The following is a 14,086-nucleotide window of genomic DNA, read 5'->3' on the forward strand; positions in this document are numbered from 1 at the left end:
TGCAAAGCATCTGCGGTAGCAAAATTTATCCTATACACCACGTTATCCTTACAAATCATAAATTAAGTCATTATGAAAGCCCCAGTAACACTTTCTGAGTTCTCTACAACTTCCTCAGGCAAAGCGTACTTCTGCTAAAAAGCTAAATTTTTATATATCCGATTGATTTGAGTTCTTGGTTATGGTAGTATCAATTTGCAAATTAGCAATTTGGTTTTCATGTGAGGAAGGTAATGATATGGAGAATAATATTGCATGGTATAGAGAAAAACAGGTTGAAAGAACAATAAAGAATCTAAATAAGCGTAATATGGAAGGGTATTATATTAAAGATAAGGAACAGTTGTTGATAAAACTGGAAGAATTAATAGGGGAACATACAACTGTGGGGGTAGGTGACTCAATTACCCTTTTTGAAACAGGAGTGATTGAATTCTTAAGGAGTGGAAAATTTGAATTTTTGGACAAATTTGAAGACGGGTTAAGCGGTGAAGATAAAAAAGAAATTTATATTAAAAATTTTTCAGCTAATTCATTTCTGTGCAGTACCAATGCCATTACAGAAGAGGGTGAATTATATAATATAGATGGCAATGGAAGCAGGGTGGCACCCATGTTGTACGGACCTAAGCAGGTTATTATTGTTGCAGGAATTAATAAAATCGTGAAAAATTTAGATGAAGCACAAATAAGAGTAAGACAATATGCCGCACCACTTGATGCAAAAAGGCTAAATAAAGATACTCCTTGTACCAAGATTGGGTATTGTGTGAACTGCAGTAGTCCCAACCGGATATGCAATGACTTTGTCACAATAACAGGGCAGTTTATTAAGGGAAGGATAAAAGTATTAATTGTGGATGGGTGTTTTGGTTATTAAATGAGCCAAAGTCAATTTTAGAATGCTCTAAGAATCAATTCGGTATTATACTGCAAAACTATGTGAATTGATATAGTTGCCTGACCAGATTTTTTGAATAGAGAACTGTCGGATGGAAAAAATGAATATCGTCTAGTAAGAATAAATATCGGCTGTATTTAGAACAAAGCGCCTAAGTACTTTGTTCTAAATCACTGCCACTGGGTAGTTATTACTGTTATTACAAAAGCTGCATGAGACATTAAAATAACACTAAATTAACGACAATTACATTTCTCATCAATAAACTGCATTAATATTTGGTTAAATTTGTCTCGTTCTTCATAGAACAGTGCATGGCCGCTGTTATTAAAGGGAATGAGTTTAGAATTTCTAATTCCTACATTCTGGGCTTCTGCTAATGGAAAATAACAAACTGCATCGTGAATACCATGAAGTATTATTGTTGGTACGTTTATTTCTTTCATATCGAAAAATAATTGTTCCTCATCCAGCCATGCATTGGCAACCGCGGCTGTAGACCAACCGGCGGCTTCTAATCCCAATTGAAAAAACCAGTCTTTTAAAGGGTCGCTGACATTTTGAAAGAAAAAGATATCTCCAAAACCCCGAAGCATTTTTGGGCGGTCATTTAAGGTACCTTTAATAATGTCTTCAATGGCTTCCCTGGTCTGACCATAAGGAAAATAAGGGCGTTGTATTAAACTTGGTGCAGCTGCGGCACATAAGACTAATTTTGATACTCCAAGACCTTTATGCCTTGCCATATAACGTATTGCAATTGCTCCTCCTGTGGAATGTCCAACTAATGTAACATCATCTAAGCACAATTCTTCCAGTACATTTCTAACATCATCGGAAAGCCGGTCATAATTATAACCATTTAAGGGTTTATCTGATTTTCCAAAACCTCTCTGGTCTAATCCTATGCATCGATATCCATTCATAGCCAGTTGATTAAATTGGTATTCAAATAATTTGTGGCTTCCGGGCCATCCGTGTAAGAATACAAAGGTTTTTCTTCCTTTCGGATTCAAATCTTCAACATAGACTTTTACATCTTCTTCTACATTTATATAATAGCCCAAAGTAAACCTCCCGAACTTATCATCAATCTATTTTATTCTGCGTTACTAATTTTGTTAATCAATTAATAGAATAGCATGAAAATTATTTCAAATAGGAATAGGGCAATAAATTTGGGAAACGCTGTAATGAGTGTGCTGGAGGGTAAGACCATTATTGTAAGGCTCACTTCTTTCCATGTAATATGAAATATAACTAAGTAAAAATGGTAGATTTATGGATAAAAATGTATTATACTAACATGGGGTAACAATTTGCAATAGTTTGTTATTGCGTGCTATTGAAGTGAGGTATAATAAAAGGATATTGGTATACATATTATGTAAATAATGCGCATTATACTTGGTATCAAGGGATAATAAAAATAATAAGGAGTGAATAATTAAATGAGGACAAAAATTTTCGCATTACTGGTTGGTGTTGTAGTATTACTCTCTGTTACAGCATGCTCTGGCAATGAAGAAAATACCATAAGCAAGTCAACAAATCGGGAATGTGTATTACAAAATGATAATACAAATGAAGAGCGCAATCTTCTTATGACTGAGGATATTAGGTTTTTCAAGAAAGAGCTTCCCAAACGGCATAAAAATCCATTTAGTATAATTACCGAGAAAGAGTTTAATGATTTGACGGATCAATTGATTGGGAAAATAGACCAGATCGACAATAAGAAAGCTTTTGTTGAACTTAATAAGATTATTGCTTCTATTGGGGATGCGCATACATCAATAAATATCTGGGATGGGTATAATTATCCCCTTCAATTTTGGATATTTGACGGAAAAGTTTATGTTGTAAATGCTGATACAAGCCTTGAAGAGATGGTGTTTTCACAGATACTAAAAATAGATGGTGTTGATATTGATAGTGTGATTGAACAACTTACAACTTTAATATCTCATGAAAATGAAAGTTGGGTATTGGCTATGCTTCCAAACTATCTCCAGGCACCTGTTTATATGTATGGCCTGGGTATCGTTCAAAATGAGAATGAGGCTGTATTTACAGTACAAAAAGATGGGGAAGTGAAGGACTTCACCGTATCTGCACTTGAGTACGGTAATAATCCCAATTTTGTAAACAAAAATACAGAGGATATTTTTGTTGGAAAATATGATAAATACTATGATTATGAATACTTACCAGAACACAAGGCTTTCTGTTTTGAATATAACGTCTGTGCCGATATGGATAATCTAAAATTTGCAGATTTCAATAAGGAAATGTTTGATTCTATTGGGGAAAATGACATAGAAAAAATTATTATTGATTTGAGGAGTAATTCCGGTGGAAATTCCGAAATACTTAACCCGTTTACAAAGCGCCTTAAGAGCTATATTTCGAAAAATCCTAATGTTAAGGTTTACACACTGGTTGGGCGAAATACTTTTTCATCAGGTATGTTTGCAATATACAGAATAAAAGAGTCGGCTCCGGAAGCCATTTCCGTGGGAGAATCCACGGGTGGTGCCCTGGACTGTTACGGAGAAGTTAAAACTATCAATCTGCCTAATTCACAAATTCCAATAAGCTACAGCTCTAAGTATTTTGAATTTAGCAAGAACTTCAGTTATAAAAATGACGGAGTTGGAACATTCCTGCCTGATGTATCCATTCAGCCTACAATAAATAATTATAGGAATGGGGCTGATGTTGTACTTGATTATGTATTGGCGAATTGATTTTGTCAATTTTACTTAAGAATTATAATTCAGTACAGGCTAGTTGGATTTATCTTTAATATAGTACTTTGGAGCGCCCCCTGTTGGAAAGATTTATTATAGGCATTTTAAGAGTTTTTTGTATAATAAGATAAATGTTATTGATTGTGGTATTTTATATATTTTTAATGGAAATTACATGATTGAGGTAAGAGAATGAAGATAAAAAACAAAAAGAAGAAAATAACTTGGCAACAATACATTGTGGTTGTCTTTTCTGTGTTGCTGGGTTTAGTTTTCAGTATTTTAACAGACAACTATTTTGAGTCCTTCACTACAACAAATTTGTTGTTTGATGAATTCCTAATTAAGTTGGGTCTGTTATCAATTGGAATGTGTATTGCATTTTTTGTGCAGATTATAATCCACGAAGCAGGGCACCTTATATTTGGCTTGCTGACCGGTTATAGGTACATATCATTCCGAATCGGCAGTTTTATGTGGGTAAAGGAGAATGACAGGATTCATTTCAAGAGACTATCCCTTGCTGGTACTGGTGGTCAATGTCTGATGAGTCCTCCAGATATGATTGACGGAAAGATTCCGTATATTCTGTACAATCTTGGCGGCTCCTTTATGAATATTATTTTCGGATTAGTTTTCCTTGGTTTATATCAGTTTCTAAAAGATATACCATATTTATCTGTAACTCTTCTAATAGCAAGTATTGTGGGCTTTGCATCTGCGTTATTGAATGGTATACCAATGCGTCTTGGCATTATAGATAATGATGGATATAATGCACTTTCTCTAGGAAAAAGTCCGGAGGCTTTACGCTCATTCTGGATACAGATTAAGGTAAATGAGCAGATGACCAAAGGGGTCCGTTTAAAGGATATGCCGGAGGAATGGTTTATCGTTCCGTCTGAAGATGGAATGAAAAATAGTATGACCGCTGCAAGAGGTGTGTTTACTGCCAATCGTATGATAGATGAGCATGCTTTTGGTGAAGCCCAAGAACTTATGGAGAAACTTTTGAAAATGGACTCTGCAATTGTTGGTTTGCATCGTAACTTAATGCAATGTGATATAGTTTTCTGTGAACTAATCGATAAGAACCGTGAAGAATATTTGGACGCTATATTAGACAAGCAACAGAAGAAGTTCATAAAGCAGATGAAAAATTTTCCTTCCGTAATTCGAACGGAATTTGCCTATGCATTGCTTGCAGAAGATGACGATCTAAAAGCGGGAAAAATCAAAAAACGTTTTGAGAAGTGTGCTCTTTCTTATCCTTACCAAAGTGATATTGAAAGTGAACGAGAGTTAATCCAAATCGCAGAGGAGTGGATAATAGTAAAGGTGAAGCTGGCCCCGTAAGATACGCAATGGTCATAAGAAAGAATTATAATATGAAAGCAAATTATACATACACGGCTTTTAAAAATAAAAAAGGAATTGATTATGCATTTGTAAATGTAACAACGGCGCTTATGAGAGCTGCTGGGCTTCCATGCCATACAATCCTTCCTAAAGATACAAATCAATCATGGGGCACACATTTTCCATCCTATATGAATATTGTGTTTTATGATAACTCATGGCACTTGTTAAACACAGCGGATGGTTGTATAAATTACATAAATGACTTTGGTAAATATACAAGACATAGCCAAAATTTTGATTATTTTAATTATAGCTGGAGGGCCTGGGCTTTACAGGAATATAATATACCTGCTATTATTGATGAAATTATACCTATAAAATCTACAGAAGAATGGTTGTATTCAAGATAGTAATAGATGATCTGACAAATGATAAGAAATAAATGATGTAAATGAAAGAAGTTGTTTTGGTTTAGAAATAAAAAATGATTATCCGTTACTTTAAAATTAATTTAGGGAACGCGGGATAATCATTTTTTATGTTCTGTGATTATGATATTGCAAGTAATATTTGTAACAAATTAATTTGACACCTTATTCATATCCTTAAACAGATGATTAAAGATAACGATGATGAAGGCGGCAAGAAGTGAATTAAGAAAGCCACCCATGCTTATGTCTGTTACGAAATGATCTGCAATCATGATCGTCCAGGCATTTACAATAAAGCTGAATAACCCTAAGGTCAGCAGGCTCAACGGTAATGTAATCAAAAGCAGAATCGGCTTTAAAATAATATTTACTGCTAACAGCACCAAACCCATGATAAGAAGTGCCGGGATACTGTCGATTTCAATTGTGTCCAATACAAATGACAGTAGATATATGGTTAATATGATAGATGCATATTTCATGAACAGTTTCGTCATTTTTACCTCCAATAGATATTTTTTATCTGACCTTAATTAATACCTTGACTTTGTCAGTTGTAACATCCACAAGATCATAAGGCTCACCGTCGGTTAAAGAATCCAACAGTTTCATGACCATAATAACAAGTACTTTTGCTGAATAGATGGTGATCCGGGAGGATGAATCCGGATCAGACACTTTTGGTACAAAAAGACATGCGACGGTCAGTAAGTCCAGAAAACAGTCCAGTAATTCCTGAAAAACATACAAGGGGATTGGAAAGGGAATACGAATGAATCTTTTATCCTCAATCTGGAGTTTGATATACAAGAAACGAAAGCCCTTAATCGACATATACTTTCACCTTTACCATCGCATTATGACTTTCATCCCAAGCCTCCACATCAACAATATTCGGATCATCCAAAGTACCGTTTATGATTTCCTCGATTATTCTTGCAAAATCAATGCTGGAAATATCGATTCCTTTCGATTCCATTTCCCTTCTGGCATCCGCAGGAACCACATTAGTCATTTTGTCAGCAATTTCACCGATGGTGGTCAGCAGACGAATCGGGACATTTACGTTAACATTAACAGAATTGTTATCCGACGTAACGTTAACCTTAAGAAACTTATAGTTGCGTTTTGTGGTTGCTATGGTTTCAACCTCCTGAATTGTTTCTGACCCTTTAGTCACATTCAGAGCCTCCAAAAGCTCCATACCTTCGGCAGCAGTAATCTGCCCTTTTTCAATCATTTCTAATATTTTTTGTTGCTCACTCATTGACTGACCTCCTATTAATTATAGATTTTTAATTCGTTCTGTTGCTTCTTTCGGGGAGATTTCACCCTTTGATAACTGGTCAAGAATTTCATTCTTGGCGGCTGCTTTATCTTCATTTTCCTTAATCAATTCTTTGGATGATACCTCATATCCAAGACCTCTTATGACCGAATCCAGTTTACCGCGAACCGTGGGATAAGAGATGCCCAGTTCTTTCTCAACATCCTTGATATTACCGCGGCATTTTATAAATACCTTGACAAATTCGAGATCATCTTCTGGAAGACGGCAGAATTCACAAGGCTGGAAATCTCCTTCAATGGAGGTGGAGCACTTGGGACAGCCGAGCTTGGTTATAGAAAGTTTTTCACCGCATACGGGGCATTTACCTGGAGCTTTGTATTTCATTGTTTTCACCATCCTGATGTATTATTTGATTATTTGATTACAATATACAACTTTAAATTAAATATGTCAATATTAAAATTAATAATATTAATTTTAATATTAAAATAATTTATTTTGTAATTAAATATATTAAGGGAGTTTGAATTCGTCTTGTGTCTTATTTTGATATCTAAGTTGCGTATGGAAGTGTAGGAGGATTAATGTCATGTTCGATTGTAACTATAGGAATTATATGGTAAAATAAGTGTACGAACTATTGAGATAGGTTGTTACCAGATATATGAAAAAGGTATACAACTTAAAGCTTTACAAAAGGTTTTAGGATATAATACTCTAATTTGGATAATACAAGACTAAGGAGGAAGCTTATGCAATTATACCAAATCAAAAGAAGATTAAATATGGCCATTGATACTTTGCGATTTAATGATAATTATCTCCTCATTAATGATGTTAATGAAAGAAGCATAACTCACAAACTTGCTACATATATGGAACAAACTTTCGGAAAAATTTATGATATTGATTGCGAATATAATCGCGATATTGGAGATTTAAAAAAAATCTCCATCCTTAAGTCTAAATGGTATGAAGTAAATAACAACACAGTGATAGCTGAAGATGAACGATTTAGTGAAATATTAATTGAAAAAACCGTTTTTCCAGATATTATTGTTCATAAAAGAGGAGAACCTGATGAGAATTTACTTATTATTGAGGTTAAGAAGTCAACCAGTTCCGTTACTGCAGATTATGATATTGAAAAGCTTAAATGCTATACAGATCCTGATAATGGTTTAAATTATCAATATGGAGCTTTCATAAAGTTTTATACTTCTGAGAAGAAATACCAATCTCCTGACATAAGATATTTTAGTAAAGGGAAAGAAATTACTGAATGAATTTATTCTAAAAGGTAGAGTCTTGGGGAAAGTCAGGATAAATCGTATGTTGCAATACAAAAAGATATTATACTAATGAAAAATTAGAAATTGTTGTATACACTTGCGAATAACTATTTGGGTGCGGTAAAATAAATAGGGAATAGACAATTGGATTTTAACTATAATGTGAAATTGAAAAAGCGGCTCGTTTTACTTGTAAGTAATTGCCTGCAAATATTGCTATTAGCAAGATTCAAAAAGAAAAAGCAGTTTAGTTAAATAATTATACTGAAGATGTAAGTAAATATCGGGGACGAATGTATTAAATTAGTAACTAAAAGTGATGAAAGGAAGGATTCAAATTATGGCTAAATACGAACGAAGATTGAAAGGGAACTTCAATGAGTTATTGAATTGGATACATGAAGATATTACCAATGGTAGTTCTTCAGTAAGTTATGAGGACGGTAGCGATATTGAGTTGGTGAATTCACGCGTAGCTGTACGGGTTTATGAACGGTATAGTATGAGTGGAGGTAACCGGGTAAGTATGAATGTAACGATAGCGGGAACAGGCGAGGAACTATTTGTAAGTGCGATTACCTCAGGAGGCAGCCAGGCAGTATTCTTTAAATTAAATACTATTGGGGAAGAAACATTTCTGGAATTATGCAGGGAATCAGTGGAGAACTATATTCAAAATTAGTTAGATATATAAAAACTGGTAGCATTTTTGGTGATTTTATCTGGTAGAAAACTTTCCGTTATGTTTAAACTGCTGCTATGATCTCTAATCATAAATGCTAATTGAGAAAGGATGAATGAAGAGAATGGTGAATATGTTGAATAAAGCTATTGAAATTGCCACCAAGGCACACGCTGGTCAGGTTGACAAAGGCGGCGCTCCTTATATCTTGCATCCACTTCGTGTTATGCTGAATTGCGAAAGCGAAGCTGCAAAAGTTTGTGCGGCTCTACACGATGTTATTGAAGATACCAATATCACATTGGACGATTTGAAAGCCGAAGGATTTACTGATGAAATCATAACCGTTCTTGACTGTTTAACCAAACGAACTGGTGAAAGCTATGATGAATTTATCAACCGTGTTTTAACGAATGAAATCGCTTGCCAGGTCAAACTTGCTGATCTTGCAGATAATATGAATTTAACACGAATTCAGAATCCAACCGTAAAAGATGAAGAGTGCATAAAAAAATATAATCAAGCCGCAGACCGCATTTTAGAGGCATTGCCCTACGCTGATGAAATTCCTGATTGCCGCTTAATAGAAATCAATGGCGTGGCAGAAATCCATCCGAATATATCAAGTGATCAGTTCACGGATATGTTTATCAGTTTCATTGAAGCTCATGGCTGGTTTTATGGTGGTGGATTTAAGGATATAACACGGGAAGAAGAGTAATCAGAGGAATGGGCCTCGTGCTGTATCTCAATGCATCAGTATTTAGAGGAACTAAGAAACATATAGTTAAGAAATTTGTAAGAATAATGTTGACTTTAATGAAATTGTTCTAATTTATAATAAAGCCAGCTTAAAAAATATTAATTTGAGCTGTAAATACACCGGTGATTAATAAATGGAAGGAATGGCGTAAAGAATGTAATGGATAAACAGAAAATACTTTTAGTAGATGATAACAAGGAGATAATTTATACATTATCAAAATTATTGGAATTTGAGGGTTATGAGGTTGAAAAAGCTTATGATGGTATGGAAGCGTTGGAAATCATAAAGGATAATTCCATTGATTTGATCCTTCTTGATGTTATGATGCCAAGGATGAATGGTTTAACAGCAATGATGAAAATTCGTGAACATGAAAAAATACCAATTATTATTTTATCAGCAAAGACCGAGGAAAGTGATAAGGTGTCCGGCTTGATTATGGGGGCGGATGATTATATTACAAAACCATTCAATACAGCGGAATTGATGGCAAGAGTACAAGCACAATTACGGCGCTATCTGGTCTGGAATGAAGGAAGACCTCAAAATACTGAGAATAAAATCATCAATGGTGATTTGGTGCTGGATATATCTTCGAAAACGATTATTGTAAATGGAACAGAGGTAAGGCTTACAGCAAAGGAATACCATATTATGGAGCTTCTTATTCGTAATGCAGGAAGAGTATTCTCAGCTGAGGAGATATATGAAAAAGTATGGGATGATAAAAATTGCTTTGCTGTAGAAAATACAGTTATGGTACATATCAGAAGGATTAGAGAGAAAATAGAAGTAAACGCAAGGAGTCCAAGATATTTAAAGGTGGTGTGGGGAATTGGATATAAAATTGAAAAAATCAAAAGTTGAAACAGCAGTTTTGGTAATATGTGGGACAATATTTTTTATAGCATTAACAACATTAATCCAAAAAGCTGTTTATTATAGGTACAATTCTGGAGCCTTTGTATTAATGTTTATTAGTCTTATTGGGATTTTTATTATTGGAGTTAATAAAATCTTTAATAAGTGGAACTCAATACAACAACAAAATAGAACATTAGAAAATGATGATATTTTAAAAAAAAGAATCTGTAAACTCCATATTCCGCTAATTCCTTATTATCTGTTAAGTTTATTAATCTTAAATTTATGTAAGAGGAGTGGAGGTTATACATTTGCGCAGGACCTGATTGCATATAACCATCTTACTTATATTTTATGGTTTATTTATTTGGTAATCCCTGTATGTTATGAAATTATAGTTTGTTATCATATAATAATTTATTATAGTCCTGAAAAACGACAGATTAAAAAGCTTGAAATGATGCTGGAATTAATCGCTGATGGTAATTGGCATATCAGTAATCCATTTAGTGAGAAGGAGGCATTCTTTAACTATGGAGAGAGTCTTGTGAATTTAGGCAGTATCACGTCACAAGCAATGGAAGATCAATTACGGGATGAAAAGATGAAAATAGAGCTTATTACTAATGTCTCACATGATTTAAAAACACCTTTGACATCAATGATTGGATATATTGATCTCATAAAGAAGGAAGATCTCTCTGAAATTATGAAAGATTATGTGACGGGTATCGCAGACAAGGCAGAGAAATTAAACGAAATGATTCAGAGTTTATTCGATTTGGCCAAAACAGCAAGCGGAAACATGGAATTACATATGGAAACGATTAATATGAATCGGTTGGTAATGCAAATTATAGCGGATATGGATCATATAATAAAAAATAATGATAAAATAATAAAGCTTTCCCTGACAGAAGATGCTGCCGATTTCATAGCAGATAGTGCCTCTATGTATCGTGTTTGTCAGAATCTGATTGAAAATGCAATTAAATATTCTCTATCGGGGTCCAGAATTATAATTGCAACGTTTGTTCATGATAGTCATATTAATTTAACAATTAAGAATGTTGCAAATTATGAAATGAATTTCTCGGAAAGTGAGATTGTAGATCGTTTTACAAGAGCAGATAAAGCACGGACAACAAGTGGCAATGGTTTGGGACTAGCCATTGCAAAAACCTATACTGAAGCCTGTAGCGGACATTTTAGCGTAAAAATAGATGATGATGTGTTTGTAGCAAAGGTAGAATTTGAAATAGGTAAAACAAAGTAGCAGCTCTCATAATGCCATTGCCACGGGGGACAAACAACTCACATATAAACAGCAAACAACACACTACGCTATTCCATGTGAGCAAACAGCCTGCCGCGAAAGTGGCAGGCTATTTACTCAAAAGAGAGACTATGCATTTGATGTTTCATGTGGTGCCATCCTGTGTTATATGGTGTTCAAGCTTTTTGACCTTGTTAGCCTCCCGGAAGGGAGTGTAGTAAAATCCAGCTTTCGCTGGATTGATGAATTATGTTACATATAGTGATTTATTTACTTTTGTATTAGTAATCATTGCACTGCTTACCTATTTAAATAATAGGAATAATAAGCATAAAAAATAACTGCCCCTGACTTGGCTGGTCGACTGGGCAGTTAATCTGACAATCGGAGGCTAACCACTTTGTGGGCGATTACTCCTTTTCTTATATTTACTGTAACACGATTCCGGGTAAATGTAAAGTGATAACAGATTAAAATTACGGAATTACGGTTTTGAAAATCGAATATATTGCTTTTTGCAATTGTAAATTCTTAAAGTGATGCATAATAAATAGTATATTAAACTGCAGATTATAGCAATAATGAGAAGCGCAGACAGGTTAAGATAATATTTATAATACGAACTGGGATTATTTAAACTGATACTAATAAAATGAAGCTCAAATGACTCTGATGGAGATGGAAAGATGAAAAAGCTTATACTGATAGGAAACGGATTCGATTTAGCTCATGATTATAAAACTACCTATAAGGACTTTTCAGATGCTTGCACTTCCCCTGCTCTGGAAATGTATAAAAATATGGTGGAAAAATATTGCAAAGCAGAATTGCTAGACGGTATATACTGGTACGATTTTGAATGTATGATCAGTACTATTACATCCCAGTGGTTTCAAGAGTATATGTCAAGCTATACTGACGGAAACGAAGAAGAAAAAGAGTATTTGGATGACATTGCTCAAATCAATTCCGCATTTGCAGAACTAGAAGTTCAACTAAGAGAGTATTTGGGCAAAGTCACGAAAGATCGACAGAGTAATAAACTTGAGTCTATATCAAACGAGATTTCGGATAATGCGAGAGTCGTTTCATTTAACTATACAAATGTCGCTTCGCGTTATACTAAAAACATCTACTACATCCATGGATCACTTAATGAGGAAAGTATTGTGTTAGGTTATCCTCTTAGAGAGGATCCTTGTTTGATGCCGCCAGAAGGAACAATATATGCAAAAGAGCAGCTGCGTGAATATCTTGATTTTAAACGCTTTTTGATGTCTAGAGGTATGGATTTATCAAGCATTGGCGCAAAACAGCTATTGATTGAAATGAGAGGGCAAATTTCTTCTCTTCATAGTAATAGAGGGGAATACGATATCCGAGACGATTTGGTCGAGTTAATTAAAGAATATATGCAGATGAACAATAATAATGCCGCCCAGATTGACATAGGAGTTGCGCTTAATGATATTGAAGAATTGGTGGTTATTGGACACAGCTTGAAATCCGATGAAGACATCATTCATGAATGGCTTCAGAAAATGCCGGAATTGCGAACAGTCAAAATTTTTACCTACTGTGGAGAGACAGCAAAAGATATCGAAGCTAAAAAGGCCTTTTTTAGAAAGTATGATATTATAATTAAAACTATAAAATACTAATTATTAGATGAACCCCTGAAAAACATAGCACTTTTATAGAGTTTAGCGGCTAATTGCTCGTATAAGTATTCTTGCTTTCATGTTATTTCATAATATGTTATCTTATTAAAAAAAGTTGCGTATAAAGTTGTGTACAAACTGTATTTAAGCAATAAATTTTTGATATAAATCAATTATATGAAATTCTTAAAATTCAGCAAATAATCCTGTTTCAGCATATAAGCAAATAGCCCACCACGCCATTGTGATGGGCTATTCACTAAAAAGGGGAGGCTATGCAGGTAAGATGGCATAGCATGGCATCTTGTGGCATAGAGTAGTTTACAAGTAAATATATGGGGCTTTGAAATCCATCCTGCTTTATCTTGTGATATTGAAGTTGCATAAAAAGCTGTAAACAGACTGATAAAGGATAACAAATAAGGAATAAATTTGTTATCTGGCATATCGTACGAAAACAGCTATAAAGACCGTAAAACATGTCCACTGACAAAAGGTAATAAGAGCGTTAATATGTTTATGTAATGTAGGTAAATTAGATTGATACAACATAACATATTGTAAGGAGGCTTTTATTATGAATGCAACGACAAAGAGTAAGGGAATTGATTTGAGTAGAAAAATAACAGTGGATACAGCTGAACTTCAACAAATACTATCAGTTGGAAGAAGTACAGCTGTTCGGATAGGGTGTAATGCAGGAGCAAAAGTGGTTGTTGGAAAAAGAGTACTATGGTACTTAAAGAAGATAGACCAGTATCTTGATAAGGTTGATATTGTTGCGTAGAATTAAGAATTTTAAATATT

General features: G+C 34.3%; 16 protein-coding genes. 11 read left to right on the top strand and 5 right to left on the bottom strand.

The genetic code is table 11. From position 1 onward, the window contains the following. The first annotated feature begins 238 nt into the window (after nucleotides 1-238). Complete coding sequence (locus tag RT261_RS06555; protein WP_313130908.1) at nucleotides 239-880, top strand: lactate utilization protein; 642 nt, start codon at nucleotides 239-241, stop codon at nucleotides 878-880. 257 nt (nucleotides 881-1,137) lie between these two features. Here the strand turns inward: RT261_RS06555 and RT261_RS06560 are convergent, their stop codons facing one another. Further along, complete coding sequence (locus RT261_RS06560) at nucleotides 1,138-1,968, bottom strand: alpha/beta fold hydrolase (RefSeq protein ID WP_313130910.1); 831 nt, start codon at nucleotides 1,966-1,968, stop codon at nucleotides 1,138-1,140. Between the two features lie 384 nt (nucleotides 1,969-2,352). Here RT261_RS06560 and RT261_RS06565 point away from each other — a divergent pair, with 384 nt between their 5' ends. The 3 genes from RT261_RS06565 (at nucleotide 2,353) to RT261_RS06575 (ending at nucleotide 5,426) form a co-directional block, all read left to right on the top strand. Continuing rightward, nucleotides 2,353-3,651, top strand: a complete 1,299-nt coding sequence (locus tag RT261_RS06565; RefSeq protein ID WP_313130912.1) for a hypothetical protein — start codon at nucleotides 2,353-2,355, stop codon at nucleotides 3,649-3,651. Nucleotides 3,652-3,846: 195 nt separating this feature from the next. Next, nucleotides 3,847-5,010 carry a M50 family metallopeptidase gene (locus RT261_RS06570; protein ID WP_313130913.1) on the top strand — a complete coding sequence of 388 codons (1,164 nt, stop codon included), beginning with the start codon at nucleotides 3,847-3,849 and terminating at the stop codon, nucleotides 5,008-5,010. A gap of 8 nt (nucleotides 5,011-5,018) precedes the next feature. Beyond that, nucleotides 5,019-5,426 (top strand): transglutaminase domain-containing protein, encoded by a 408-nt coding sequence (locus tag RT261_RS06575; protein WP_313130915.1) that lies wholly within the window; start codon nucleotides 5,019-5,021, stop codon nucleotides 5,424-5,426. A gap of 170 nt (nucleotides 5,427-5,596) precedes the next feature. Here the strand turns inward: RT261_RS06575 and RT261_RS06580 are convergent, their stop codons facing one another. From RT261_RS06580 to RT261_RS06595, 4 genes are read right to left on the bottom strand one after another with little or no spacing between them, the layout of a single operon-like run. Further along, complete coding sequence (locus RT261_RS06580; RefSeq protein WP_313130917.1) at nucleotides 5,597-5,944, bottom strand: phage holin family protein; 348 nt, start codon at nucleotides 5,942-5,944, stop codon at nucleotides 5,597-5,599. Between the two features lie 22 nt (nucleotides 5,945-5,966). Beyond that, on the bottom strand, nucleotides 5,967-6,281 hold the full coding sequence (locus RT261_RS06585; protein WP_313130919.1) for a hypothetical protein: 315 nt from the start codon (nucleotides 6,279-6,281) through the stop codon (nucleotides 5,967-5,969). Further along, a complete protein-coding gene (locus RT261_RS06590; RefSeq protein WP_313130921.1) occupies nucleotides 6,271-6,714 on the bottom strand; it encodes an SHOCT-like domain-containing protein in 444 nt (147 codons plus the stop codon). The genes RT261_RS06585 and RT261_RS06590 overlap by 11 nt, the downstream gene beginning before the upstream one ends. 18 nt (nucleotides 6,715-6,732) lie before the next feature. Then, complete coding sequence (locus RT261_RS06595) at nucleotides 6,733-7,122, bottom strand: DUF2089 domain-containing protein (RefSeq protein ID WP_313130923.1); 390 nt, start codon at nucleotides 7,120-7,122, stop codon at nucleotides 6,733-6,735. 368 nt (nucleotides 7,123-7,490) lie between these two features. Between RT261_RS06595 and RT261_RS06600 the strand changes: the two genes are divergently transcribed. From RT261_RS06600 to RT261_RS06630, 7 genes are all read left to right on the top strand, one after another. Continuing rightward, nucleotides 7,491-8,024 carry a hypothetical protein gene (locus RT261_RS06600; RefSeq protein ID WP_313130925.1) on the top strand — a complete coding sequence of 178 codons (534 nt, stop codon included), beginning with the start codon at nucleotides 7,491-7,493 and terminating at the stop codon, nucleotides 8,022-8,024. A 346-nt stretch (nucleotides 8,025-8,370) separates the two neighbouring features. Continuing rightward, nucleotides 8,371-8,712 (top strand): DUF6054 family protein, encoded by a 342-nt coding sequence (locus RT261_RS06605; RefSeq protein ID WP_313130927.1) that lies wholly within the window; start codon nucleotides 8,371-8,373, stop codon nucleotides 8,710-8,712. Nucleotides 8,713-8,836: 124 nt separating this feature from the next. Then, nucleotides 8,837-9,433, top strand: a complete 597-nt coding sequence (locus tag RT261_RS06610) for a hypothetical protein (protein ID WP_331665420.1) — start codon at nucleotides 8,837-8,839, stop codon at nucleotides 9,431-9,433. A 201-nt stretch (nucleotides 9,434-9,634) separates the two neighbouring features. Then, nucleotides 9,635-10,345, top strand: coding sequence for a response regulator transcription factor (locus RT261_RS06615; protein ID WP_313130930.1), 711 nt, complete (start codon nucleotides 9,635-9,637; stop codon nucleotides 10,343-10,345). Continuing rightward, a complete protein-coding gene (locus RT261_RS06620) occupies nucleotides 10,314-11,618 on the top strand; it encodes a sensor histidine kinase (RefSeq protein ID WP_313130932.1) in 1,305 nt (434 codons plus the stop codon). Before RT261_RS06615 ends, RT261_RS06620 begins: the two co-directional genes overlap by 32 nt. A 686-nt stretch (nucleotides 11,619-12,304) precedes the next feature. Then, complete coding sequence (locus tag RT261_RS06625) at nucleotides 12,305-13,279, top strand: AbiH family protein (RefSeq protein WP_313130935.1); 975 nt, start codon at nucleotides 12,305-12,307, stop codon at nucleotides 13,277-13,279. A 577-nt stretch (nucleotides 13,280-13,856) separates the two neighbouring features. Continuing rightward, nucleotides 13,857-14,066 carry a hypothetical protein gene (locus RT261_RS06630; protein ID WP_313130937.1) on the top strand — a complete coding sequence of 70 codons (210 nt, stop codon included), beginning with the start codon at nucleotides 13,857-13,859 and terminating at the stop codon, nucleotides 14,064-14,066. The last annotated feature ends 20 nt before the right edge of the window (nucleotides 14,067-14,086 follow it).

It is taken from the genome of Anaerocolumna sp. (assembly GCF_032079385.1).
Lineage (GTDB): Bacteria > Bacillota > Clostridia > Lachnospirales > Lachnospiraceae > Anaerocolumna.